Origin of the sequence: Siccirubricoccus sp. G192 (assembly GCF_019084075.1) — a bacterium.
Classification (GTDB): Bacteria; Pseudomonadota; Alphaproteobacteria; order Acetobacterales; family Acetobacteraceae; genus G192.
This window is the reverse complement of the sequence record NZ_JAHREN010000001.1, coordinates 5,410,478-5,433,229: the sequence shown is the minus strand read 5'-3', so window position 1 is coordinate 5,433,229 and position 22,752 is coordinate 5,410,478. Positions and strand designations below refer to the sequence as shown.

The following is a 22,752-nucleotide window of genomic DNA, read 5'->3' as shown; positions in this document are numbered from 1 at the left end:
TCCGCTCACGCCACCTGCAACAGCCCTGCCAGCAGCCGCGCCCGCGGCACCAGGCTGTCGAGGATCAGGTGTTCCTCCAGCGTATGCCCGCCGGCGCCCTGCACGCCGAGCCCGTCGAGCGTCGGCACGCCCATGGCGCCGGTGAAATTGCCGTCCGAACCGCCGCCGCTGCTCTGGCTGCTGATGTCGAAGCCGATGCGCTGGGCGATGCCGCGGGCGGTGGCGTAGAGCGCCATGCCCCGCTCGTCCGGCTCCCAGACCGGCCGCGTCACGCCGCGCGTCACCGCGAGCTGCACGTCGTTGCCGGTGGGGCGGAGCGAGAGCATGCGCTCCACCGCCTCATCGAGGTCCTCCTGGCGCTTGGCCATGGAGAGGCTCTCGGCGTCGCAATGGGTGGCGACGCAATTCACCCATTGCCCGCCATGGATGACGCCGATGGAATAGGTGACGGCATCCGAGGTCATCGCCTCGATCGCCACCACCTGGCGGCACATCTCGCGGATCGCGCTGCGCCCGTCCGCCAGGCGCGCCCCGGCGTGGCTCGGCTTGCCTGTCGTGCGCAGGTTGAAGCGGGCGATGGCGTAGCGGCCCGTCACCACGCCGCCATCCGGCCGCGCCGGCTCCGGCACCAGCACCACGGCATGGCGCGCCGCCTCGGCCTCAATCAGGTCGCGGGTGGAGGGGCTGCCGACCTCCTCGTCGCTGGTCAGCAGCACCGTCACCGGCCGGCTGGTGGCGATGCCGGCGCGCAGCAATTGCCGGATCGCCTCGATGGCGATGTAATTGCCGCCCTTCATGTCGTAGATGCCGGGGCCATAGACCCGGTTGCCCTCGCGCCGCCAGGGCAGCGGCCCCAGCGTGCCGATCGGGTGCACCGTGTCGAGATGCCCCATCACCAGGATGCCGGGCTCATGCGCGCGCGGATGCGGGAAGCTGGCGCGGAGGCAGGGGCCATAGCCCAGCCGGCCCGGGATGGTCTCGATCCGCGCGCCCATCAGCGCCAGGTCGCGCCCCGCGATCTCCATCATGCGGGCCACCGCGGCGGCATCGAAGGTCGGGCTTTCGCATTCCACCCAGCGGCGGAGGCCGGGCAGCATGGCCTCGGCATCGAAGGGCAGGTCGAGGGCGGGCGCGTCCATGCGGGATTTCCTCAGATACGGTCGGGCCGGCAGCCTGCGGCCGCAGGGCCGTTGCATCAAGGGTGCCCGGCCGGCCTTTCTTCCGCCTTCTTTCTCTGCCGGCCAGGCGCGGGCACTGATAGAATGGGTCCATGACCCCACCCCCCCGTCTCGTGCCCCAGGCCGGTCCCGCTGTCTGGACCGGCGCCTCGCTCTCCCCCGCCGATTGGATGCTGCCACTGGGCGCGGAGGCCGCAGCCGAGCTTGCCGCCACCGTCGCCGCCCTGAACAACCGCCGGCCGGAGCGGCCGGAGGATGCGCCCCTGCCGCATCTCGGCCCGATCCTGCAGGGCGTGGCGGAGCGGCTGGAAAATGGCCGCGGCTTTGTCCTGCTGCGCGGCCTCAGCCTGGAGCGGCTGGAGGCGGAGATGGCGGTGGAAGCGGCGCTGCTGGTCCTGGCCGCGCATCTCGGCACCGCCCTGCCGCAGGACGGGGACGGCACCCTGGTCGGCCGCTTGGCCGGGCCGACGGCGGAGGCGGAGGCGCCGGCCCGCTTCCATGCCGACCCCGCCGATGCGGTGGGGCTGTTCTGCCTCGGCCAGCCGCGCGAAGGCGGCAGCATCACCCTGGTTTCGGCCCCCGCCCTGCACAATGCATTGTTGAAGGCGGACCGCACCGCGCTGGCGGTGCTGCATGCGCCGCTGCCGCACCGCGCCCCGGAACCCGGTGCCGAGCCACGGCTGCTGCCGGTCTTCAGCACCACCAGCGGGTGTTTCGTCGGCCGCTACGACCGCGAGGCGATGCCCGAGACCCTGCCCGAGCCGGCCCAGATCGCGGCGCTGGCGGCGCTGGACGCGGCGGCGGCGGCGCCGGGCCAGGCGCTGTCGATCCCGCTGCATGCCGGCGACCTGCTGCTCTACAACCCGCAACTGGTTTGGAAGCGCGTCCACGCCGGCGAGGCCAGCGCCGCCGATGCGGCGGAGCGGACCCTGCTGCGCCTCTGGCTCGCCACCCCCTTCTCCCGCGCCCTGCCGGAGAGCTTCCGCGCGGTCTTCGGCGAGATCACGGCCGGCGCCACCCGCGGCGGCGTGCCGGCGGCGACGAAGATGGTGGGAGGCTGAGGCCGGCGGGCAGCGCCGCCGCTATTCCAGCTTCGCCCCCGAAATCCGCACCACTTCAGACCATTTCGCGTTCTCTTCCGCGATGTAGCGGCTGAATTCGGCCGGGCCGAGCGGCCGCGGCTCGCTGCCGACCTCGCGCAGCTTGGCCTGCACCTCGGGCTCGGCGATGGCGGCGAGCGTGGTGGCGGCGAGCTTGTCGATCACCGGCTGCGGCGTGCGCGCCGGCGCCTGCAGGCCGAACCAGGCCACCGCCTCGAAGCCGGGCAGGCCGGCTTCAGCCACGGTCGGCGTCTCCGGCACGGTGAACCAGCGGTCCTTCGAAGTCACGGCCAGCAGCCGCAGCGCGCCCGAGCGGAGATGCGGCAGATAGGCCGGCAGGTTGTCCACCGCCAGTTCCAGCCGCCCCGCCAGCAATTCCGGCAGCACCCCGCCGGTGCCGCGATAGGGCACGTGCTGGATATCGATCCCGGCGCGGCTTTTCAGCAATTCTGGCGCAGAGATGGCCGGAGGTGCCATTGCCGGGGGTGCCGTAATCCATGCCCCCCGGGTCCTTCTTGGCCAGCGCGATCAGCTCGGCCAGGGTATTCGCCGCCGTATTGGGATTGACGATGATCCCATTGGCCACCTGGTTCACCTGCGCGATCGAGGCCAGGTCCTTCTGTGGGTCGAAGGGCATCTGCTTGTAGAGGAACTGGTTGATGCTGGCGGTGCCGATGGTCGCCATCAGCAGGGTGTAGCCATCGGGGTCGGATTTCGCCACGGCATCGGCGCCGATATTGCCGCCGGCGCCGGCGCGGTTGTCCACCACCACCGGCTGGCCGAGGCTCTGGCCCAGCCGTTCCGCGATCACCCGCCCCGTGACATCGGTGGCGCCGCCGGCCTGGAAGGGCACGACGAGGCGGATCGGCCGGTTCGGCCAGGCGGCCTGGGCCCGGAGCAGGGAAGGGGCGGCAAGGAGGGGCAGGGCACCGAGGACGGCGCGGCGATGCAGTGGCATGGGGGGCCTCCATTGGCAGGGGATGGCCTGCCACCGTAGCCCCAACGCCGGGGCGGCCGCCACGCTTCCGCTCAATCCAGCTTTATGCCCGCCGCCCGCACCACCTCGCCCCATTTCGCGTATTCGGCAGCGATGTGGCGGCCGAATTCCGCGGTGCCGAGCGGCGCCGCCTCCACCCCGAGCCCGTGCAGCCGCGCCCGCGTCGCCTCGTCCCGGAAGCCGGCCAGGGTGGCGCGGGCCAGGGTCTCGATGATGGGCGCTGGCGTGCGGGCCGGCGCCTGCACGCCCCACCAGGGGGTGGCGACGAAGCCGGGCAGGGCGGATTCCGCCACCGTCGGCACTTCAGGCGCGGCGAACCAGCGCTCGGCGGAGGTGACGGCCAGCAGCTTGAGCTTCCCCTCCCGCACATGCGGCAGATAGGTCGGCAGGTTGTCGACGCAGAGGTCGAGCCGCCCCGCCACCAGGTCCGTGATGAGCGGCGCGGTGCCCCGGTAGGGCACGTGCTGCATGTCCAGCCCGGCCTGGGATTTCAGGTATTCCGCGGTGAGGTGGCCGGAGGTGCCGTTGCCCGGCGAGCCATAGGTGAGCTGCCCCGGCCGCGCCCTCGCCAAGGCGAGCAATTCGGGCAGGGTCTTCGCCGGCAGGTCCGGCCGGGCCAGGATGCCGTTCGCCACCAGGCAGGTCTGGGCCACCGGGATGATGTCCCGCACCGGATCGAAGCTCAGCCGCTGATAGAGATGCGGCGCCATGGCGGAGACGCTGATGACGGCGATGAGCAGCGTGTAGCCGTCCGGCTCGCTGCGCGCCGCCGCCTCGGCGCCGATATTGCCGCCGGCGCCGCCGCGATTCTCCACCACGAAGGGCTGGCCGAGTTCCGCGGCAAGCCGCTCGGCCGTCAGCCGCCCCACCGCATCCGTGGCGCCGCCCGGCGGGAAGGGCACAATGACGCGCACCGGTCGCGCCGGATAGGTGCCCTGCGCCCGCAGCAGGCCCGGCGCGGCCAGGCTGGCGAGGGCGCCGAGGGCGGCGCGGCGGGGGGAGGGTCATGCGGGGCTCCGGGATCAGTCCACCTTGGCGCCGGAGACCTGCACCACCTCCGCCCAGCGCGCAATCTCGGCCTTGATGAAGGCTTCGAAAGCGGCGGGGGTGGTGCCGCCTTCCGGCGTCAGGCCCGGCGGGTCGCCGCCCAATTCGGTGATGCGGGCGCGATAGGCCGGGGTCCGGGTGATGGCGTCCAGTTCCGTCCCCAGCCGCTCGATGATCGGGCGCGGAGTGCGGGAAGGGGCCTGCACGCCGAACCAGGCGGTGGCCTCGAAATCCGGCACGCCGGCTTCGACCAGCGTCGGCACATCGGGCAGGGCCGGGGAGCGGCCCGCGCTGGTCACGGCCAGCGCGCGCAGCCGCCCGTCGCGGATATGGCCGAGGCAGGAGGGCATGTTGTCGCAGCCGGCATCCAGCCGCCCCGCCACCGCCTCGATCAGCATCGGCCCGGCGCCGCGGAAGGGGACATGCACCAGGCTGGTGCCGGTGCGCATCATGAACATCTCCATGCACATATGCGGCGAGCCGCCGCTGCCGGCGCTGCCGTAATTCAGCGCGCCCGGCCGCGCCTTGGCTGCCGCCACCAATTCCTGGGCGGTGCGGATCGGGGATTCGGCGGGCACGAAGATCACGTTCGGCACCCGGATCAGCAGCGCCACCGCCGCCAGGTCCTCCGGCTTCACCTGCATCCGCGCGCCCCAGAGGGAATAGTTGATGGCGGCGGTGGAGATGGTGCAGCAGAGCAGCGTGTAGCCGTCCGGATCGCTGCGGGCGACATGCTCGGCGCCGAGATTGCCGGTGGCGCCGGAGCGGTTCTCCACCACCATCTGCTGGCCGAGCCGGGGCGAGATCATCTCCGCCGCGATGCGGCCGGTGATGTCGGTGGTGCCGGCCGGCGGGAAGGGCACCACCAGGCGCACCGGCCGGTTCGGCCAGGCGCTGCCCTGGGCATGGAGAAGCCCGGGGGCGGCAAGCAATGCCCCCCCGGCCAGCAGGCTGCGACGGGGAAAGGCTGCCATGGGCTCTACTCCACCTTGGCGCCGCTGCGGCGCGCCACATCCAGCCAGCGGGCCCGCTCGGCCGTGAGGAATTGCTCGAAGGCTTCGGGCGAGGTGCCGCCATCCGGCGTCAAGCCGGGCAGGTCGGCGCCAAGCTGTTCCATGCGGCTGCGGAAGGCAGCGTCCTTCGCCACCGCGTCCAGCTCCCGCCCCAGCCGGGCGATGACGGGCTTCGGCGTCTGCGCCGGGGCCAGCACGCCGAACCAGGCGGTGGCCTCGAAGCCCTTCACGCCCGCCTCGTCCAGCGTCGGCACATCCGGCAGCACCTTGCTGCGGCGGGCGCCGGTGGTGGCGAGCGCGCGCAGCTTGCCGTCGCGGATGAAGGCGAGGGAGGAGGGAATGTTGTCCATCCCCGCATCCACCCGCTCCGCCATCAACTCGGTCAGCATGGGCGCGCTGCCGCGATAGGGGACATGGGTCATGGCCGCGCCGGTCATCAGCTTGAACAACTCGCCGCAGACATGCGGCGAGGAGCCGATGCCGGCGGTGCCGTAATCCAGCCCGCCCGGCCGCGTCTTCGAGAGTGCCACCAGTTCCGGCACGCTGCGCGCCGGCAGCGAATTCGCGACCATCAGCACATTCGGCACGCGGATCAGCAGCCCCGCCGCCGCCAGATCCTCCGGCTTGTAGGGCATGCGGTCGCCATAGACGGCGAAATTGATGGCGCCGGTGCCGATGGTGGTGAGCAGCAGGGTATGGCCGTCCGGCTCGCTGCGGGCGACGAATCCCGCCCCCACATTGCCGCCGGCGCCGGGGCGGTTCTCCACTACCACGGAATGGCCAAGCCGGGCAGAAAGCTGCTCAGCGGCCAGCCGACCCACCAGATCGGTGGTGCCGGCCGGGGTGAAGGGGATGACCAGGCGGACCGGCCGGCTCGGCCAGGCCTGGGCCCGCGCCAGGCGCGGTGCGGCGAGCAGCAGGGTGGCGCCGGCCAGCAGCCGGCGGCGGGATGCATGCATGGCGGCGGCTCCCTATTCGATGGTCGCGCCGGATTTCCGCACCACCTCGCCCCATTTGGCGATCTCGGCCTTGATGAAGGCCTCGAAGGTTTCGGGCGAGGTGCCGCCATCCGGCGTCAGGCCGGGCGCCATGCCGCCCAATTCGGCGAATTGGCGCGGGTGGCCGGCTCCTTCGTCACGGCGTCGATGGCGGTGCCGAGGCGTTCGATGATCGGCCGCGGCGTGCGGGCCGGCACCTGCACGCCGAACCAGGCGGTGGCCAGGATCTCGGGGTAGCCGGCCTCGGCCGTGGTCGGCACATCGGGCAGGGCGGGGGAGCGGACCTCGGTGGTGACTGCCAGCGCCCGCAGCCGCCCGTCCTGGATATGGCCGAGCACCGAGGGCAGGTTGTCCACCGCCACCTGGATGCGGCCGGAGATCACCTCCTGCAGCATCGGGCCGGCGCCGCGGAAGGGCACATGCACCATCTCGATGCCGGTCACCGTCTTCAGCAGCTCGCCCGTCAGGTGCAGGCTGGTGCCGAGGCCGGAACTGCCGTTGTTGAGCTGCCCCGGCCGCGCCTTGGCGTAATCCACCAGCTCCTTCAGGGTATGCACCGGCAGGCTGTTGGTGACGAAGATCGCGTTCGGCACCTTCAGCACCAGCCCGGCCGCCGCCAGGTCCTCCGGCTTGTAGGGCATCCGCGCGCCATAGAGGCTGTAGTTGATGGCGCTGCTGCTGACCGTGCACATCAGCAGGGTGTAGCCGTCCGGCTCCGCCTTCGCGACCGCGTCCGAGCCGACATTGCCGCCGGCGCCGGGCCGGTTCTCCACCACCACCTGCTGGCCGAGCCGCTGGGTCAGCCGCTCCGCCAGGATGCGCGCCGCGATATCGGTGGTGCCGGCCGGGGTGAAGGGCACGATCAGCCGGACGGTGCGGTTGGGATAGGCGGGCTGGGCGTGCAGGGCAGGGGCTGCCAGCAGGCTGGCGCCGGCGGCGAGGGTGGCGCGGCGGGTGATCATGGCGTGGAGGCTCTCCCGGGATTGCTTTGTTCGGCCTGTAGCATGGGCGCGGAGCGCCGGGTCAGTCCACCCTGGCACCGGAGCGGCGAATGACCTCCGCCCATTTCACGCTCTCGGTGCGGATGTATTCGGCGAAATCGGCGATGGAGCCGCCGCGCATCCGGGCGCCCACCTGCTCCAGCCGCTCCCGCGCCATGGGGTCGGCGACGATGCCATTCACCTCGGCGTTCAGCCGCTCGATCACCGGCTGCGGCGTGTGGACCGGCACCTGCAGGCCGAACCAGGCGGTGGCGGCATAGCCGGGCAGGCCGGATTCGGCGACCGTCGGCACATCGGGCAGGGCCGGCGTGCGCTCCGGCGAGGTCACCGCCAGCGCCCGCAACTGGCCGGACCGGATCAGGGTGATGACCGAGGGCAGGTTGTTCATGCCGATATCGATCCGCCCACCCAGGATCTGGTTCGCGGTATCGGCGCCGCCGCGGAAGGGGACATGCAGGATATCGACGCCGGCATCCGCCTTCAGCATCTCACCCGAGAGGTGCAGGCTGCTGCCGCTGCCGGAACTGGCATAGGTCAGTCCGCCCGGCTTCGCGCGCGCCGCGGCCAGCAGGGCATGCAGGCTGTGCCAGGGCGCGTCGCGCCGCACCACGATCACATTCGGCAGATCGGCGAAGAGCGCCACCGGCACCAGGTCCTCCGGCCGGTAGCTCAGCCGCTGGTGCAGGTTGGCATTGATGGAGGCGGTGCCGATCGAGGCGAAGAACAGGTTGTAGCCATCCGGCTCGGCGCGGGAGGCGAGTTCGGCGGCGATGACGCCGGCCGCGCCACCGCGATTCTCCACCACCACCGGCAGGCCGAGCCGGGCGCCCAGACGCTCGGCCATCACCCGCGCCAGCAGGTCGGTGGCGCCACCGGTCGGGAAGGGCACGATGAGGCGGAGCGGCCGGCTCGGCCAGGCCGGCTGGGCCCTGGCGGGCAGGAGGCCGGTCGCCGCGGCCAGGCCGAGGGCAATGCCCGGCAGGGCGCGGCGCGACGGGAACCCGATCGGGTCACGCGGCATTCTCGGCTGGTCTCCTTCCTGGCCGCGGGAACTCTTGTCCCGCTGGGCCGATCTTTCCCTGTTCCTGCCGCATCGGGCCGGCGCATGGCAAGCCTTGCCGGAGGGCGGGGCGGGCCTGTACGGACGGCTCTCACCCGCTCCGGCGCCGGCCGGGTGGGTATTGTCCGGGGAATTCGGGCAAGGGAGGCCATCGGGGGCGCGGCCGGATGCAGTTTCTGAAGCTCTATGGGCGGGTTCTCGGGCTCCTGGCGGCGGATCGCTGGGTGGCGATCGGCCTTACCGCCGCGAATGTCGCGCTGGCCGGCTTGCAGTTCCTGGAACCGGTGCTGTTCGGCCGGGTGGTGGACGTGCTGTCCCATGCCGCCGGCATGAGCCGCGATGCGGTCTGGGCGGAGGCGCTCTCCCTGCTGGCGCTCTGGGGGGGCGGTGGGCCTGTCCGGCATCGGCGCCAATGTCGCCGTCTCGCTGCTCTCGGACCGCATGGCGCATCGCAACCGGCTGATCTGGATGCAGCGCTATTTCGAGCATGTGCTGGCCATGCCGCTCTCCTTCCATGGCGACATCCAGTCCGGCCGGCTGATGAAGGTGATGCTGGTCGGCATGGATAACATGTTCGGCCTCTGGCTGGCCTTCTTCCGCGACCATCTGGTGACCTTCATCGCCGCCATCGTGCTGCTGCCGCTGACGCTCGCGATGAACTGGCGGATGGGCCTGCTGCTGATCGGGCTGGTGGTCTTCTTCTCCATCCTCACCGCCTTCGTGATCCAGCGCACCGAGACGGCGCAGAGCGTGGTCGAGCGGTTCCAGACGCGCCTCGCCGGCAATGCGCAGGACGCGCTCTCCAACGTGATGGTGGTGCAATCCTTCACCCGGCTGAACAGCGAGGCGCGGCTCTTCGGCGACATCGTCCGGCAGGTGCTGGACCACCAATTCCCGGTGCTGAACTGGTGGGCGGTGGTCTCGGTGCTGACCCGGGCCGCCAGTACCGTCACCGTCATCGCGATCTTCGTCCTCGGCACCGTGTTGCACCTCGATGGCAAGGCGACGGTGGGCGAGATCGTCAGCTTCATGGGCTTCGCCACCCTGCTGATCGGCAAGCTGGAGGGGGCGGTGGCCTTCGTCTCCCGGCTGGTCTTCCAGGCGCCCTCCATCGTCGAATTCTTCGAGGTGCTGGACGCCCGCAGCAGCGTGCCGGAGCGTCCCGGCGCGCTGACCCTGGACCGTGCCATCGGGGCGGTGGAGTTCGACCGGGTGGCCTTCGCCTATCCCGGCGGCACCCGCATCCTGACCGACATCTCCTTCGAGGCGCCGCCCGGCCGGACCCTGGCGCTGGTCGGCCAGACCGGCGCCGGGAAATCCACCGCCATGGCGCTGCTGCAGCGCCTCTGGGACCCGGTGGAGGGCCGCATCACGCTGGATGGCCATGACCTGCGCGACGTCACCCTGGAAAGCCTCAGGCGCAATATCGGCGTCGTCTTCCAGGAGAGCATGCTGTTCAACCGCACCATCCGCGACAACCTGCTGATCGGCCGCGCCGAGGCGACGCAGGAGGAGATCGAGCGCGCCTGCCGCATGGCGGAGGCGCATGACTTCATCCAGCGCCAGCCCCAGGGCTACGACACCATGGTGGGGGAGCGCGGCGCCAGCCTCTCCGGCGGCCAGCGCCAACGCCTGGCCATCGCCCGCGCGCTGCTGAAGGACCCGCCGGTGCTGATCCTGGACGAGGCCACCAGCGCGCTGGACGCGGCGACCGAGGCGCGGGTGCAGAAGGCGCTGGCCGCGCTGATGGCGGGCCGCACCACCTTCGTCATCGCGCACCGCCTCTCCACCGTGCGCGATGCCGACGAGATCCTGGTCTTCGAGGGCGGCCGCATCGCCGAGCGCGGCAGCTTCAACGACCTGGTGCAGCAGGGCGGCCGCTTCGCCGAACTGGTCCGCACCCAGCTCACCGGCCAGACCGCGGAGCCGGCCCAGGCGGCCGAGTAATGCCGGCGGAGTAGCACCGGCGGCGTATCGGCCGCCCACCGATCCTTGAGGCGGGACGGCAGCGGCTTTTGCTTGCCCGGCGGCCCGGACGGGGCGCAGGCTTCATGCGACGGCAGGTTCTTCGTGCCTCGCGCACGGTGCCACCGGCCAAGAAGGGCCCAAGGAGGGCAGCCCATGCTCATCGCCGCGATCCTCAAGCACAAGGGCACGGAGGTCGTGTCCGTCGCTCCGGCCGACCGGGTGGTGGACGTCGTGCGCATCCTGGATCAGCGCCGGATCGGCGCGGCGCTGGTGCGCGATGCCGAAGGCCGGATCATCGGCATCATCAGCGAGCGCGACATCATCCGCGGCATGGCCGGGCACGGCCAGGGCACCTCGCAGCTGCCGGCTGAGCAGCTCATGACCCGCGACCTCGTCACCGTCACGCCTGAGACCCTGGTGGTGGAGGCGCTCGGTCTCATGACCAACCACCGGGTCCGGCACCTGCCGGTGCTGGTGGACGGCCAGCTTGCCGGCCTGGTCTCGATCGGCGACCTGGTGAAGGCGCGGATCGAGGAGGCGGAATACGAGACGGAGACGCTCAAGACCTACGTCGCCTCGGCGGGGTGAGCGACTGCCGTTCATTGATCTGCCGCAAGGACATGGCGGCGCGGCGGCGCTCCACTGCCGCGCAGGCAATCCTGCCCGGAGCACCGATGCCATGAACCATCGCCACCGCAAGACGCTGCATGCCCTCTTCGCCCATCCCGTCAGCAGCAATATCGACCCGAAGCTGGTGCATGCCGCGCTTGCGGATCTGGGCGCCGAGGTGGTGCATGGCGGGCACGGCCAGGTCGTGGTGAAGCTGAAGGGCCACACCCAGGGCTTCCACGACACCCGCCACAGCCTCTCCAAGGAGGAGGTGGGCGGGCTCAGGAAATTCCTGGAAGCCGTCGGGGTGGACCCCGCGCGCGACTATCCGCTGTAGCGGGCCGCAAGCTTCCGCTTGCCGCGACGGGGCGACCCCTGCATCAATCGCAGAGGACAATGAAGGACAGGGGGCTTCCCGCCATGCCGATCACCCGCCGCGCCGCGCTCGCGGCCCCGGCCTTCCTGCTTGCGGGCCCAGTCCTGGGGGCGGGCGCGCATGCCCAGGCGCCGACCCGCTGGCAGATGGCCACGCCCTATCCGGACGGGAATTTCCAGACCCGGAACATCCGCGAGATGGCGGCGGAGATCGAGCAGTCCTCGGGTGGCCGCCTCGCCCTCCAGGTCCACAGCAATGCCAGCCTGCTGCCCATGGCGCAGATCAAGCGCGGCGTGCAGACCGGCCAGGTGCAACTCGGCGAGGTCCTGCTCACTGCCTATTCCAACGAGGACCCCTTCTTCGACGCCGACGCCATCCCCTTCCTGGTGCGGGATTTCGCCGAATCGAAGCGGCTGGCGGAATTGCAGAAGCCCTATATCGAGGCGCGCCTCCAGCGCCAGGGCCTGGCGCTGCTCTATACCGTCGCCTGGCCCGCGGCGGGCTTCTATACCCAGGTGCCGCTGAACAGCCTGGATGTGCTGCGCGGCAGCCGCTTCCGCACCTTCAGCCCGATGACCAACCGCTTCGCCGCGCTGGTCGGCGCCAATCCGGTGCTGGTGCAGCAGGCGGAGCTGGCCCAGGCCTTCGCCACCGGCATCGCCACGGCGATGGTGACCTCGGCCCAGACCGGCGTCGATACCTCGGCCTGGGACTATGCCAAGGTCTTCACCCCGGCCACCTTCTCCATGACCAAGAACGCCGTGCTGGTCTCCCGCCGGGCGCTGGAGGCTTTGCCGGCCGACCTGCGGGAGGTGTTCCTGGCCGCCACCCGCCGTGCCGAGGAACGCGGCTGGCGCTATGCGGAGGAGGCGCAGAAGGCCGCCGAGAGCCGGCTGGCGGAGAAGGGCCTCATCATCGGCACCATCCCGCCCGATGTCATGGCCGCGCTGCGCCAGGTCAGTGCCACCATGACCGAGGAATGGATCGCCAAGGCCGGCGAGGACGGCCGGAAGCTGATCGAGGCCCTGCGCGCCGGGTAGGGTTGTCCTCCGGCCGGGCCGCCACCCGCCGATCGCCCCTTGCGCCGCCCGAAGCCGGCGGCGCATGGTTTTCCCTGGAACGAATCACCAGGGGACTTCCGGCATGGCGCTTTTCCGCCGCATGCAGCTTGCGGTTGTCTCCGGCCGGGCCTTCCGGGCCGCATGATGCGCCGACTGCTGGATGCGCTCTACACCGCTGCGGCCGGCCTGGCGGCGCTGTCGCTGCTCGGCATCTTCCTGGTGATGATGGCGCAGGTGCTGCTGCGGGAGCTGCGGATGCAATTGCCGGCGGCCGATGACGTCAGCGCCTATCTCTGCGTCGCCACCACCTTCTTCGCCCTCGCCGCCACCTTCAAGCGGGGCGAGCTGATCCGGGTCGGCATGGTGATCGACCGCCTCCGGCCTTTCCCCCGCCGGGTGATGGAGGCGCTGGTGCTCGTGATGGCCGCCGTCATCATGGCCTATGTCACCTGGTGGACCGGCCAGGACATGCTCTTCTCCCTGGAAATCGAGGAGGTGGCGCAGGGCACCGTGCCCATCCCGCTCTGGATTCCGAAGCTCGCCATGCCGCTCGGCGCCGGGCTGCTGCTGGTGGCGATCCTGGACGAGCTCGTCACGGTGCTGCGCGGGGCCAAGCCGAGCTATGTCGTGGCGGCGGAGGAACGCGCGGCCTCCGGCGACTTCTCGGCGGAGCTCTAGGGGCATGGAACTGCTGAGCTTCGCCCTGCTGCTGCTGGTGGTGCTGTGCCTGCTGCTCGGCACCGGGCTCTGGATCGCCATGTCGCTTGCCGCGGTGGGCTGGCTGGCCATGGTGGTGGTGCATCCGAGTCCCGGCCTCTTCCTCGCCTCCGCCTTCTGGGAGGCGACCGGCTCCTGGACCCTGGCGGCGCTGCCGATGTTCATCTGGATGGGCGAGATCCTGTTCCGCACCCGCCTCTCGGAGGAATTGTTCAATGGCCTCGCCCCCTGGGTGCGGCGCATCCCAGGGCGGCTCCTGCATGTGAACATCCTGGCCTGCGGCATCTTCGGCAGCGTCTCCGGCTCCTCCGCCGCCACCTGCGCGACGGTGTCGAAGATCGCGCTGCCGGAATTGCGCCGCCGCGGCTATGACGAGCGCACCGCGATCGGCAGCCTGGCCACCGCCGGCACGCTCGGCATCATGATCCCGCCCTCCATCATCATGGTGGTCTATGCGGTGGCGGCCGAGGTCTCGATCGTGCGGGTCTTCATCGCCGGGCTGATTCCCGGGCTCCTGGTGATGGCGCTGTTCAGCCTCTACATCATCACCTGGGCGCTGCTCCGTCCCTCGAAGCAGCCGCCGGTCGAGCCGGGCATGCCCTTCGCGGCCAAGCTGCGGCAGAGCGCGCAGCTCATCCCCTGCGGACTGCTCATCATCGCCGTCATCGGCACCATGTTCGCGGGCTGGGCCACGGCGACCGAGGCCGCGGCCTTCGGCGTGCTGGGCAGCCTCATCCTGGCGGCGGTGACGGGCGCGCTCACCTGGCAGAACTTCCTGGACAGCCTGAAGGGCGCCACGCGGCTGTCCTGCATGATCATGTTCATCCTGGCCGGCGCCGCCTTCCTTTCCAAGGCCATGGCGCTGACCGGCATCCCCGCGGCGCTGGCCGCGGCGGTGGTGGCGCTGGATCTCGGGCCGTTCGGCATCATCGCCATGCTGACGGTGGTCTATATCGTGCTCGGCACCGCGCTGGATGGCGTGTCGATGATCGTGCTCACCACCTCCATCGTGGTGCCGATGGTGCAGCATGCCGGCTTCGACCTGGTATGGTTCGGCGTCTTCATCGTGCTGCTGGTGGAGATCGCCGAGATCACCCCGCCGCTCGGCTTCAACCTCTTCGTCATGCAGACCATGACGGGCAAGGAACAGGGGGAGATCGCGATGGCCTCCCTGCCGTTCTTCCTGATGCTGGTGCTGACGGTGGTGCTGATCACCCTGTTCCCGGTGACGCTGGTCACCGGGCTGGCGGACCTGCTGCTCTCACGCTGACGCAGATCGCGTGACTCCGGACCACAGGAGCCATCCGCCATGGCCTTCGTCCACGTCTGGACGAAAACCGCGGAAGGGTCGCGCCGCCGGGCGGAATCGGCGGCGCGGCCTGCCGGTTCAGCGCGGCGTGGTGCCGCCGGTGCCCGGCTGGGTGCCCGAGCCGACGCCGCCCATGGAGCCCGGGCCCGTCGTCGTGCTCGACCCGATGCCGCCGCCACCGACCCCCGGATTGCCGGTCGAGGTGCCGGTACCCATGGTGCCGGTGCCCGTGGTGCTGCGGGTATCGTTCATGCCCGGACCGCCGCTGCCGGTGGGCCCGGTGGTGGTGGTGGAGCCGGTCGCGCGATTGTCGGTGCCGGTCGTGCCGCCGCCCATATAGGCGCGGTTGCGATCGTCGCGCCGCTGCGCCGTGCTGCTGCGGCTCGCGTCCATGTTGAGCGCCTGCATGGTGCGGGAATCGAGGCGCCCGGTGGGATCCAGGTTGTTCGCCCGCTGGAAGGCCATCGCGGCCTGCGATGTCTGCGGCCCCCAGACCCCATCGGCGGAGCCGGCATTGAAGCCGCGCTGATTCAGCTCCCGCTGCGCCTGCTGCACGCTGCTCGAACCTGCATGGTCACGCCGTGCCGAGCGCGTTCCGGCCCGGCTGCTCCGGTCGTTGTCGAGCGGGGTCCGCACCTCGGGGTTGCTCCAGGGCGGCTCGCCGAGATTGACATCACGTGGGCTCGTGGCAGCGCCGGTCGCGGCACCGGCGCCGGCGCCGATCGCGGCACCCGCCAGCGCGCCGACCGGCCCACCCAGCGCCCCGATGCCCGCGCCGGTCGCGGCACCCGCCGCAGCGCCGCCGGTGGTGCGTTCCCGCGGTTCGGTGCCGCAGGCCGTAACGGCCAGGGCCATCACCGCCACACCGACCAGTTTCCAGGTCATCATCGCCCTCCTCATCCTGCGGCGATGCAGCGTTCGACCGGTCCCATGGGGATCGGCGCGCTCCCGCCTGCGCCGACCGGAACGTCCCCGGCCAGGGATGGTTGCGCGGACGGGATCGATCTCCCGGGGTCGGCAGGGCTCGCGGCGCCGGTCTCCGGCAGGGTGCCAGCCGGGTCGCGGAAGCAGGAATGCAACCTGCCGCCGGGTGCGGCAGCAGGCCGCCACAGCCGGGCCTCAGGGTCGGCACGGCGCCTTCCTGCGGCCGCGAGATATCCGCCTTGCGCGGGCCGCCTGCCTGCCGATCAATTGTTCCGGTTGGGCTGTGCCGCAGCATTCCTCCGGCAGGCGGGGGCGGCCTAAGCTGGCGGCAGCACGGGGGAGAGTCGCCGCATGTCCACCAGCCTCATCCGCGAGCCCGCCTGGATCAGGGAATTCAAGGCCTTCCTCATGCGCGGCAGCGTGGTGGACCTGGCGGTGGGCCTGGTCGTCGGCGCCGCCTTCACCACCATCGTCACCTCGCTGGTCGAGGATCTGATCAACCCGCTGATCGGCCTGGCGGTCGGCGGGGTGGATTTCTCCAACATCTTCCTGGTGCTGAGCGGCGAGCGCCGCGCCTCATTGGAGGCCACGCGCGAAGGTGGCGCGGCGGTGCTCGCCATCGGCAAATTCCTCAACACCATCATCAAATTCGTGATCGTCTCCTTCGCCATCTTCTGGGTGGTGAAGGCGCTGTCGCGGCTCCGGCTCAACGAGATCGGCAAGGCGCCGCCGGTGGCGACGCCAAGCGAGAAATTACTGGCCGAGATCCGCGACGAATTGCGCGCCCAGCGGCCCGGGCCTGCCCAGGCCGAGCTCAGAACTCCCGGTTCAGCGGCGCCTCCGTGATGCGGTCCTGCACCGCCTTCACCCCCGGCAGGCCGGCGGCGATGGTCGTTAGGCCGCGGCGCACCGCCGGGGAATGGCAGAAGCCGTGGAAAGTCACCGTGCCGCCCTGCACCTCGACCAGCACATAGGGTGCATCGGCCCAGGGCAGCCGGGCCATCTCCTGCCGCAGCGCGGCGCGGATCGCCGCATCCGAGACGTCCTCGGCCGGCGCCAGCATCGCCCGCAGCAGGTCGGCGCGGGAAAGGATGCCGACCAGCATGCCGTCCTGCACCACCGGCAGCCGCCGCACCGCATGCGTCTCGATCAATTGCGCGGCGTCCTCGGCGGTCATGGTCTCGGTCGCCGTCACCAGCTTCCGGGTCATGATGTCCTCGGCGGTCGCGCCATGCGCGCGGGTATAATCCGCCGCCGCCCGGTCGCGGTTGTAGAACAGCCGCTGCGTCAGGCCCACCTCCGGCGCCGCGCCGGTGGCCAGCCGCCGGATCAGGTCGGCCTCGGAGACGATGCCGAGCAGCATTCCCGATGCATCCGTCACCGGCACCGCGGAGACGCCACGCTCCGCGAGCAGCCGCGCCACGGCCAGCGCCGGCGTGTCCGGCGGCACGGAAATCACCTGGCGGGTCATGATGTCACCGACCTTCATGTTGCGGCTCCTGCATCCCTGGTTTCATCCCGAGGATACAGGCTGCACCGCGGCCCTGCCTCGACAGGGGGTCAACTCTGCGCGAAGAAGGCGGCCCAGCCAGTCTGCTCGCGCCGGCGCTGCTCCGCCGCGCGCCGTTCCGCCTCGGTCCGCTCGTCGCCCAGCGCCTGGCGGACGCGCAATTCCTCAAGGTCGAGCTCCAGTTCCAGCCGGGCCAGCCCCTCCTCATGCAGCCGGCCCTGGCGGTGCTGCTCGATCAGGCTGGCCCGCGCCGCTTCCAGCGAATCGAGGCGCAGCCGCCGCCGCGCCGCCCGTTCCGCCGCCACCGCGCCGCGATTCTCGGCAGTGCGGTGCAGATGGCGGGCGCGGTCGCGGAATTCCGGCACCAGATCGGCGGCGATGGCACCCTCCAGTGGGTCGGTCAGCCGCCGCTCGATCTCATCGAGTGCGGCCCGGGCGGAGAGGTGGCGCGCCTCCGCCTCCTCCGGGTCGATGCCGCCCGCATGCGCCGGCACCTCGGCGTGCAGCCGGCGGATCAGCCATTCCAGCGTCGTGCCCTGCAGCACCAGCGTCGCCAGGATGGCGGTGAAGGCGAGGAACACGATCAGGTCGCGCTGCGGAAAATCCATCGGCAGGGCCAGCGCCGCCGCCAGGCTCACCACGCCGCGCATCCCGGCCCAGGAGATGATCGTCGCCTCGGCCCAGGGCTGAATCGGGACGTGCCGGCGCACCGCCGGGATCAGCCGCGGCAGCCAGGTGGCGGGAAAGACCCAGAGGAAGCGGGAGAGGATGAGGGCCGCCGCCAGCGCCAGGGCGATGCCCACGATCTCCCACCAGGGGCGCCCGTCCAGCCGGCCGAGGATGTCGTTCAACTGCAGCCCGATCAGGATGAAGACCAGGCTGTTCAGGATGAATTCCAGGAAATCCCAGACCGCCCGCCCCGCCAGACGGCTGCGCGGGCCGGCGATGCGGTGCTGCGCCCGGCCCATCGCCAGGCCGGTGGTCACTACCGCGATCACGCCCGAAAGATGCAGCGCCTCCGCCGCCAGGTAGCTTGCATAGCAGGCGAGGAAGCCCAGCGCCGTCTCCAGCAGCGTGTCCTCCAAGCGGGCCTGGACCCAGATGGCGGCGCGGCCCACCACCCAGCCCATCGCCACCCCGCCGGCGGCCAGCAGCAGGAATTCTCCTATCCCGTCCCAGGGTGCCAATGCGCCGGCGCCCACGGCCGCCACGGCGAACCGGTAGAGCACCAGGGCCGTGGCATCGTTCACCAGGCTCTCGCCCTCCAGCACCGTCACCAGCCGGCGCGGCAGCCGCAGGCGGGACAGCACCGCGCCCGCCGCGACGGCATCCGGCGGCGCGACGATGGCGCCGAGCGCGATGGCCGCGGCCCAGGGCAGTTCCGGCACCAGGTATTTGGCCAATGCCCCGATGCAGAGGGCGGTGAAGACCACGCAGCCCACCGCCAGCAGCAGGATCGGCCGCAGGTTGCTGCGGAAGCTGCGCCAGTCCGTGCGGAAGGCGCTGGCCTGCAGCAGCGGCGGCAGGAAGAAGGCCAGCGCCAATTCGGGGTCGAGCCGCACCTGCGGCAGGCCGGGGATGAAGGCCAGCGCCATGCCGCCCAGCACCAGGATCACCGCATAGGGCAGGCGCAGCCGGCGCGCGAGCAGGGCGAAGCCGATGCAGGCCGCGATCAGGGCAAGGACGGCTTCGACGAGCGGCATGTTTCGGTCCTAGTGGCCTGATTCCGAAGTCCTTTGGCCTTCGTTCTCAGGCCACTAGCCTTTGTTTCCAGTGGCCTGCTGATCCGCTTCCTTCGCTGGTGATCCAGCGAACTTCGCGGGCAGGACACTACGGGGTTTGCCGCCCGGGTCAGCCACGCAACCCTCCCCGGGGCATGCATGCCCAGCCGGCCCGGCCTGACGTGCGCGGCCCGGCTGCTTCAGATGAGCCCCAGGCGCCGCGCCAGGTCCCGGTAGAGCGCCACCTGGCCGCGGAGGAATTCGCGGGTCTGGGCCGGCGGCAGCACCCGCGGGATGCCGCCGACGCGGCGCGTCGCGGTGATCCATGCGCGATCCTCGGCCAGCGCCGCCAGGGCCCGCACCCAGGCATCCGCCACCGGTTCGGCCAGGGCCGGCGGGCCGAACAGGGCGTTCCAGCCGGTGATCTGCGCCAGCGCCTCGACCTCCGCCTCCTTGGCGGTGGGCACGCCGGGCAGGGCGGGCAGCCGCTCCGCCGTGCCGACCACCAGCGCCCGCAACTGGCCGGAGGCGATGGCGCCGAAGGTGTCGGTAAGGTTGTTGCCGATGAACTGCGCTTGGCCGGAAACCAGAGCCATCACCGCCTCGCCACCGCCGCGGAAGGGAATGGCGACCCCGGCATCGATCGGCAGGCCGCTGGCCGCGAAGAGGTGGCGGATGCCGAGATCGAGGATGGTCGCCGGCCCGGTGGTGGCGAAATTCAGCCGCCCCGGATTCTCCCGCAGGGCGGTGAGCAACTCGCCCAGGTTCCGCCAGGGCGCCTCGGCGCGGACGCAGACCACGAAGGGGTTCTCGTCCAGCAGGCCGAGCATGGTGAACTCGTCCCAGGCATAGGGGGTGCGCGGATCGGTCGCCGGCAGGATGGCGGAGGAGCCGACCCGGGCCAGCAGCAGCGTCTGCCCGTCCGGCTTGGCGCGCGCCACATACTGGGTGCCGACCGCGCCGGAGGCGCCGGTGCGGTTCTCCACCACGATGGTCGCGGCCGGGTTGGGCAAATGGCGTGGCGCATGCGCGGCCAGGATGCGGGCGGCGATATCGGCCGCGCCGCCGGCCGAGAAGGGCGCCACCAGCGTGACCGGGCGATCCGGATAGGCGGGCTGGGCCCGCGCGGGGCGAAAGGGCAGGCTGCCGGCCAGGGGAGCGAGCATCGGCAGGCCTGCCAGGACGGCGCGGCGAGGGGGGCGGCGCATCGGCATCTTCTCTCCGGCCTGAAAGCGGTTGCGTGCAAATCTGGCCGCGGGCGCGGCGCGCCGCCACCGGTTTCTGCGCCCGGCGGCCCCGGCCTGCCCCCGCAGCTTGCCCCGGTCGTTCCACGCATGCTAACGAAACCGGGATGACGTCCGCGAACGGTACGCCGGTGGCAAGACCCCGGCGCCCCTCAGCGGCGTTCCCGCGCGTGGCGCGGGGCGCCCTCCCTCCGGGGCTCGAGGCCCGTGCCGCGCCCGCGGCATGGGCGGCGCGTGCCTTGCCGGTCGGCGCGGTTCTCGCCGCCCTGCTGGTGGTTGCCCTGCCCGGCGCCGCGAGGCCGCGGCTTCCCGATGCGCCGCAGGAATTGCTGCCGCCGCAGGCCACCGAGGCGGCGACCCGCCAAGCCGCTTCGCCCCGCGGGGCCTGCCTCGATGCCGCCCGCCGGGCGGAGCGCATCCATGGCCTGCCGCAGGGCCTGCTGGTCGCCATCGCATTGTCCGAGAGCGGGCTGCATGCCCATGCCCTCAGCATCGGCGGCCGCGCCCATTACCCGGAGGACCTGGCCACGGCGCGGCGCCTGCTGCGCGCCGCCGGCGGCGCGGCCATGGCCGGCTGCGTGCAGGTGAATGCCGGGGTGCATGCCCGCGGCTCCGACTGGCCGCTGGATGCGGAGCGCTCGGCCGATTGGGCGGGCGGCCTCCTGCGCCGCTGGTTCATGGAGACGGGCAGTTGGGCCGCGGCGCTGCGGCGCTGGCATGGCGGTTCCCCCGCCAGCAGCCGCCATGCGATGTGCCGGGTCCGGGCCAAGCTGGAGGTGACCGCCCCCCGGCTCCGACCTGCTGCGGGACCAGGCCTGCGCCAGCGCCGAGGCGGCGCGCCTCCGCCGCAATGGCGAGGCGCTGCTGGAAGTGGCGGAGATGCCGGGCCGCTGAGCCGCGGCCGGGCCGCTGGCCAGCGTTCTTGTGATCCGCTGCCGGTTGGCCACGTAACGAACACATCCGCGCGCCCCATGAGGGCTGCCGCCGGCAACCCTTGGCTGCCGGTTCCCGGAAATCCGGCCGAAATACCGTGAGAGGCCCGGAGCGGCACCGGCGCCGCCGACCGGCATTGAAGACAGCACAGTATCGTTACGCAGAATCCATGGAAGGGTCACGGACTCGTCACCCTTGCCGGCGGCAACGCCCGATCCTGCCAAGGCTTGTTGAGTCCGGGGGAAGGAACTCTTTGCATGGACTCAGAACCGCCGGTGCTGCTTGTCGTTGAGGACGATTTTCTTGTGCGGCTGACGCTTGTGGATGCGCTCAGCGATGATGGCTTCGAGGTTCTCGAAGCCGCCGATGCGCAGGAGGCGCTCGACCATGTCTGCGGACGCAGCGACATTGCTGCCATGCTGACGGATATCAATCTTCCAGGGGGGATCGGACGGCTTCGCGCTCGCGCGGGCGGTGCGGGTGCTGCGGCCGGGGCTGCCGGTGGTCTATGCCTCGGGACGCTACACCATGCCGGATTCCGGCAAGGTGGTGCAGGGGGCACGCTTCCTGGCGAAACCCTTCACGCCATCCCTGGCGGCCGCGGTGATCCGCGACCTGATGGCGCCAGAGCCGGCCGAACCGGCCTCACGCCACCGCGGCTTCGACGCCGACCGCCGCCTCTAAAGCGTGATCGCTTGAGGTGCCCGCACCAAAAAGCGTGAATCACGCGATCAAACAAAGGCCTGGAGCATGATGCGTGAACGAAGGTGAACGCATCATGCTCTGAAGGCCAAGCCGGCGTCGTTCCAGGTTGCCGAGGGGGCGATCAGTTCACCGCGCGGTCTACCGAGCGGCCCAGCCGCTCGACCGGACCGCGCGGCGGATCGACCGTATCACGGAGGTTCTGGCCGGCGCGGTCGAGACTGCGGCCGGCCCTTTCGGCCGGTCCCTCCTGCTGGCAGGCGGCAAGGCCGAGGAGGAGCAGCGCGGGCATCAGCAAACGAAGCGACATGGAAATGGATGGCATGGGTTCTCTTTTGTGAGGTCTGCCTGTTTCAGCGCGGGACGGCCGCCTGGGTTCACTGCCGCCCCGATCGCGCCGCTGTCGCTTGCCCCCCCGGATTTACCCCGCCCCGCCACCGCCATAGGCTGCCTCCAAAGCAATGGAGGGAACGGGCGTGTTCAGCCTGGTAGGCAAGGTGGCGATCGTGACGGGGGCCGGCTCGGTCGGTCCCGGCTGGGGCAATGGCAAGGCAACCGCCGTGGTGCTCGCCCGGCAGGGCGCTGCCATCTTCGCGATCGACGTGAACGAGGCGGCGGTGGAGGAAACCCGCGCCTTCATCGAAAGCGAGGGCGGCACCTGCGTGACGCGGCGCTGCGACATGCTGGCGGCGGAGGAGGTGCAGGCCGCGGTCGCCGCCTGCATGCAGCGCTTCGGGCGCATCGACATCCTGGTGAACAATGTCGGCGGCTCGCATCCCGGCGGGCCGGTGGACATGCCGGAGGAGGTCTGGGACCGGCAGATCGACTTCAACCTGAAGACCGCCTTCCTCGGCTGCAAATACGTCATCCCGGTGATGGAGGCGGCGGGTGGCGGCGCCATCGTCAACCTCTCCTCGGTTGCCGGGCTGCGCATGGGCGGCGCGCGGGTGCATTCCGCCTATAGCGCCAGCAAGGCCGGGGTGATCGCCTTCTCGAAATCCGTGGCGCTCGGCTATGCCAAGAAGGGCATCCGCTGCAACACGGTGGTGCCGGGGCTGATGCATACACCGCTGGTGGAGCACCGGCTGGTGCGCCAGCTCGGCGCCAATGACGCGGAGCGGCTGATCGCCGAGCGCCACGCCAGGGTGCCGGTCGGGCATATGGGCACCGGCTGGGACATCGCCCATGCCGTGCTCTTCCTGGTGAGCGAGGAGGCGAAATACATCACCGCGACGGAGATCGTGGTGGATGGCGGCCTGACCGCCTCGGCGCCGGTCTGAGGGG

General features: G+C 71.2%; 23 protein-coding genes and 2 pseudogenes. 12 read left to right on the top strand and 13 right to left on the bottom strand.

The window, feature by feature from the left end:
* Positions 1-5: 5 nt before the first annotated feature.
* Positions 6-1,139, bottom strand: a complete 1,134-nt coding sequence (locus tag KSF81_RS26235; protein WP_217377206.1) for a M20/M25/M40 family metallo-hydrolase — start codon at positions 1,137-1,139, stop codon at positions 6-8.
* Between the two features lie 131 nt (positions 1,140-1,270).
* On the opposite strand from KSF81_RS26235, the gene KSF81_RS26230 reads away from it, so the two are divergent.
* The gene (locus tag KSF81_RS26230) at positions 1,271-2,239 is read left to right on the top strand and encodes a TauD/TfdA family dioxygenase (RefSeq protein WP_217381470.1); all 969 of its coding nucleotides are present in this window, start codon (positions 1,271-1,273) and stop codon (positions 2,237-2,239) included.
* Positions 2,240-2,260: 21 nt separating this feature from the next.
* On the opposite strand, the gene KSF81_RS30610 is transcribed toward KSF81_RS26230, so the two are convergent.
* From KSF81_RS30610 to KSF81_RS26200, 7 genes and pseudogenes are all read right to left on the bottom strand, one after another.
* On the bottom strand, positions 2,261-2,755 hold the full coding sequence (locus tag KSF81_RS30610; protein WP_254453760.1) for a tripartite tricarboxylate transporter substrate-binding protein: 495 nt from the start codon (positions 2,753-2,755) through the stop codon (positions 2,261-2,263).
* A 34-nt stretch (positions 2,756-2,789) separates the two neighbouring features.
* Positions 2,790-3,236, bottom strand: a pseudogene (locus KSF81_RS30605) (Bug family tripartite tricarboxylate transporter substrate binding protein); the annotation flags it as partial.
* Between the two features lie 71 nt (positions 3,237-3,307).
* Positions 3,308-4,189: a tripartite tricarboxylate transporter substrate binding protein gene (locus KSF81_RS26220; RefSeq protein ID WP_217381469.1), complete on the bottom strand. Its 882-nt coding sequence runs from the start codon at positions 4,187-4,189 to the stop codon at positions 3,308-3,310.
* 108 nt (positions 4,190-4,297) lie between these two features.
* Positions 4,298-5,296 carry a tripartite tricarboxylate transporter substrate binding protein gene (locus KSF81_RS26215; RefSeq protein ID WP_217381468.1) on the bottom strand — a complete coding sequence of 333 codons (999 nt, stop codon included), beginning with the start codon at positions 5,294-5,296 and terminating at the stop codon, positions 4,298-4,300.
* A 5-nt stretch (positions 5,297-5,301) separates the two neighbouring features.
* Positions 5,302-6,294, bottom strand: coding sequence for a tripartite tricarboxylate transporter substrate binding protein (locus KSF81_RS26210; protein WP_217381467.1), 993 nt, complete (start codon positions 6,292-6,294; stop codon positions 5,302-5,304).
* Between the two features lie 116 nt (positions 6,295-6,410).
* Positions 6,411-7,295, bottom strand: a complete 885-nt coding sequence (locus KSF81_RS26205; RefSeq protein WP_254453759.1) for a tripartite tricarboxylate transporter substrate binding protein — start codon at positions 7,293-7,295, stop codon at positions 6,411-6,413.
* Positions 7,296-7,356: 61 nt separating this feature from the next.
* Positions 7,357-8,355: a tripartite tricarboxylate transporter substrate binding protein gene (locus KSF81_RS26200; RefSeq protein ID WP_217377199.1), complete on the bottom strand. Its 999-nt coding sequence runs from the start codon at positions 8,353-8,355 to the stop codon at positions 7,357-7,359.
* 426 nt (positions 8,356-8,781) lie between these two features.
* Here KSF81_RS26200 and KSF81_RS26195 point away from each other — a divergent pair, with 426 nt between their 5' ends.
* The 6 genes from KSF81_RS26195 (at position 8,782) to KSF81_RS26170 (ending at position 14,395) form a co-directional block, all read left to right on the top strand.
* Entirely contained in the window at positions 8,782-10,341 is a 1,560-nt protein-coding gene (locus KSF81_RS26195) for an ATP-binding cassette domain-containing protein (RefSeq protein WP_309139679.1), read from the top strand.
* 174 nt (positions 10,342-10,515) lie between these two features.
* On the top strand, positions 10,516-10,950 hold the full coding sequence (locus KSF81_RS26190; RefSeq protein ID WP_217377198.1) for a CBS domain-containing protein: 435 nt from the start codon (positions 10,516-10,518) through the stop codon (positions 10,948-10,950).
* A gap of 91 nt (positions 10,951-11,041) precedes the next feature.
* A complete protein-coding gene (locus KSF81_RS26185) occupies positions 11,042-11,308 on the top strand; it encodes a hypothetical protein (protein WP_217381466.1) in 267 nt (88 codons plus the stop codon).
* 83 nt (positions 11,309-11,391) lie between these two features.
* Entirely contained in the window at positions 11,392-12,387 is a 996-nt protein-coding gene (locus KSF81_RS26180) for a TRAP transporter substrate-binding protein (RefSeq protein ID WP_217381465.1), read from the top strand.
* Positions 12,388-12,549: 162 nt separating this feature from the next.
* The gene (locus KSF81_RS26175) at positions 12,550-13,086 is read left to right on the top strand and encodes a TRAP transporter small permease (protein WP_217377197.1); all 537 of its coding nucleotides are present in this window, start codon (positions 12,550-12,552) and stop codon (positions 13,084-13,086) included.
* A 4-nt stretch (positions 13,087-13,090) separates the two neighbouring features.
* Entirely contained in the window at positions 13,091-14,395 is a 1,305-nt protein-coding gene (locus KSF81_RS26170; protein WP_217381464.1) for a TRAP transporter large permease, read from the top strand.
* Between the two features lie 117 nt (positions 14,396-14,512).
* On the opposite strand, the gene KSF81_RS31215 is transcribed toward KSF81_RS26170, so the two are convergent.
* On the bottom strand, positions 14,513-15,322 hold the full coding sequence (locus KSF81_RS31215; protein ID WP_217381463.1) for a peptidoglycan-binding domain-containing protein: 810 nt from the start codon (positions 15,320-15,322) through the stop codon (positions 14,513-14,515).
* Positions 15,323-15,709: 387 nt separating this feature from the next.
* Here KSF81_RS31215 and mscL point away from each other — a divergent pair, with 387 nt between their 5' ends.
* Entirely contained in the window at positions 15,710-16,204 is a 495-nt protein-coding gene (mscL, locus tag KSF81_RS26160; RefSeq protein ID WP_217381462.1) for a large conductance mechanosensitive channel protein MscL, read from the top strand.
* On the opposite strand, the gene KSF81_RS26155 is transcribed toward mscL, so the two are convergent.
* From KSF81_RS26155 to KSF81_RS26145, 3 genes are all read right to left on the bottom strand, one after another.
* Entirely contained in the window at positions 16,173-16,847 is a 675-nt protein-coding gene (locus KSF81_RS26155) for a CBS domain-containing protein (protein ID WP_217381461.1), read from the bottom strand. The genes mscL and KSF81_RS26155 overlap by 32 nt on opposite strands.
* 71 nt (positions 16,848-16,918) lie before the next feature.
* A complete protein-coding gene (locus KSF81_RS26150) occupies positions 16,919-18,571 on the bottom strand; it encodes a Na+/H+ antiporter (RefSeq protein WP_217381460.1) in 1,653 nt (550 codons plus the stop codon).
* A gap of 218 nt (positions 18,572-18,789) precedes the next feature.
* Entirely contained in the window at positions 18,790-19,797 is a 1,008-nt protein-coding gene (locus tag KSF81_RS26145; protein WP_217381459.1) for a tripartite tricarboxylate transporter substrate binding protein, read from the bottom strand.
* A gap of 275 nt (positions 19,798-20,072) precedes the next feature.
* On the opposite strand from KSF81_RS26145, the gene KSF81_RS26140 reads away from it, so the two are divergent.
* The 3 genes and pseudogenes from KSF81_RS26140 (at position 20,073) to KSF81_RS30595 (ending at position 21,450) form a co-directional block, all read left to right on the top strand.
* Positions 20,073-20,867 carry a hypothetical protein gene (locus KSF81_RS26140; RefSeq protein WP_254453758.1) on the top strand — a complete coding sequence of 265 codons (795 nt, stop codon included), beginning with the start codon at positions 20,073-20,075 and terminating at the stop codon, positions 20,865-20,867.
* Positions 20,868-21,023: 156 nt separating this feature from the next.
* Positions 21,024-21,158, top strand: a pseudogene (locus KSF81_RS32520) (hypothetical protein); the annotation flags it as partial.
* 88 nt (positions 21,159-21,246) lie between these two features.
* A complete protein-coding gene (locus tag KSF81_RS30595) occupies positions 21,247-21,450 on the top strand; it encodes a hypothetical protein (RefSeq protein WP_254453757.1) in 204 nt (67 codons plus the stop codon).
* Positions 21,451-21,592: 142 nt separating this feature from the next.
* Here KSF81_RS30595 and KSF81_RS26130 read toward each other — a convergent pair whose 3' ends face one another.
* Positions 21,593-21,760 (bottom strand): hypothetical protein, encoded by a 168-nt coding sequence (locus tag KSF81_RS26130; RefSeq protein WP_254453756.1) that lies wholly within the window; start codon positions 21,758-21,760, stop codon positions 21,593-21,595.
* 184 nt (positions 21,761-21,944) lie between these two features.
* On the opposite strand from KSF81_RS26130, the gene KSF81_RS26125 reads away from it, so the two are divergent.
* On the top strand, positions 21,945-22,748 hold the full coding sequence (locus KSF81_RS26125; RefSeq protein ID WP_309139678.1) for an SDR family NAD(P)-dependent oxidoreductase: 804 nt from the start codon (positions 21,945-21,947) through the stop codon (positions 22,746-22,748).
* Positions 22,749-22,752 lie beyond the last annotated feature (4 nt).

Coding starts and splice junctions, on each gene's coding strand:
- KSF81_RS26235 (WP_217377206.1), bottom strand. CDS start 1,139: ATGGACGCGCCCGCCCTCGACCTGCCCTTCGATGCCGAGGCCATGCTG.
- KSF81_RS26230 (WP_217381470.1), top strand. CDS start 1,271: ATGACCCCACCCCCCCGTCTCGTGCCCCAGGCCGGTCCCGCTGTCTGG.
- KSF81_RS30610 (WP_254453760.1), bottom strand. CDS start 2,755: ATGGCACCTCCGGCCATCTCTGCGCCAGAATTGCTGAAAAGCCGCGCC.
- KSF81_RS26215 (WP_217381468.1), bottom strand. CDS start 5,296: ATGGCAGCCTTTCCCCGTCGCAGCCTGCTGGCCGGGGGGGCATTGCTT.
- KSF81_RS26210 (WP_217381467.1), bottom strand. CDS start 6,294: ATGCATGCATCCCGCCGCCGGCTGCTGGCCGGCGCCACCCTGCTGCTC.
- KSF81_RS26205 (WP_254453759.1), bottom strand. CDS start 7,295: ATGATCACCCGCCGCGCCACCCTCGCCGCCGGCGCCAGCCTGCTGGCA.
- KSF81_RS26200 (WP_217377199.1), bottom strand. CDS start 8,355: ATGCCGCGTGACCCGATCGGGTTCCCGTCGCGCCGCGCCCTGCCGGGC.
- KSF81_RS26190 (WP_217377198.1), top strand. CDS start 10,516: ATGCTCATCGCCGCGATCCTCAAGCACAAGGGCACGGAGGTCGTGTCC.
- KSF81_RS26185 (WP_217381466.1), top strand. CDS start 11,042: ATGAACCATCGCCACCGCAAGACGCTGCATGCCCTCTTCGCCCATCCC.
- KSF81_RS26180 (WP_217381465.1), top strand. CDS start 11,392: ATGCCGATCACCCGCCGCGCCGCGCTCGCGGCCCCGGCCTTCCTGCTT.
- KSF81_RS26175 (WP_217377197.1), top strand. CDS start 12,550: ATGATGCGCCGACTGCTGGATGCGCTCTACACCGCTGCGGCCGGCCTG.
- KSF81_RS26170 (WP_217381464.1), top strand. CDS start 13,091: ATGGAACTGCTGAGCTTCGCCCTGCTGCTGCTGGTGGTGCTGTGCCTG.
- KSF81_RS31215 (WP_217381463.1), bottom strand. CDS start 15,322: ATGATGACCTGGAAACTGGTCGGTGTGGCGGTGATGGCCCTGGCCGTT.
- mscL (WP_217381462.1), top strand. CDS start 15,710: ATGTCCACCAGCCTCATCCGCGAGCCCGCCTGGATCAGGGAATTCAAG.
- KSF81_RS26155 (WP_217381461.1), bottom strand. CDS start 16,847: ATGAAGGTCGGTGACATCATGACCCGCCAGGTGATTTCCGTGCCGCCG.
- KSF81_RS26150 (WP_217381460.1), bottom strand. CDS start 18,571: ATGCCGCTCGTCGAAGCCGTCCTTGCCCTGATCGCGGCCTGCATCGGC.
- KSF81_RS26145 (WP_217381459.1), bottom strand. CDS start 19,797: ATGCGCCGCCCCCCTCGCCGCGCCGTCCTGGCAGGCCTGCCGATGCTC.
- KSF81_RS26130 (WP_254453756.1), bottom strand. CDS start 21,760: ATGCCCGCGCTGCTCCTCCTCGGCCTTGCCGCCTGCCAGCAGGAGGGA.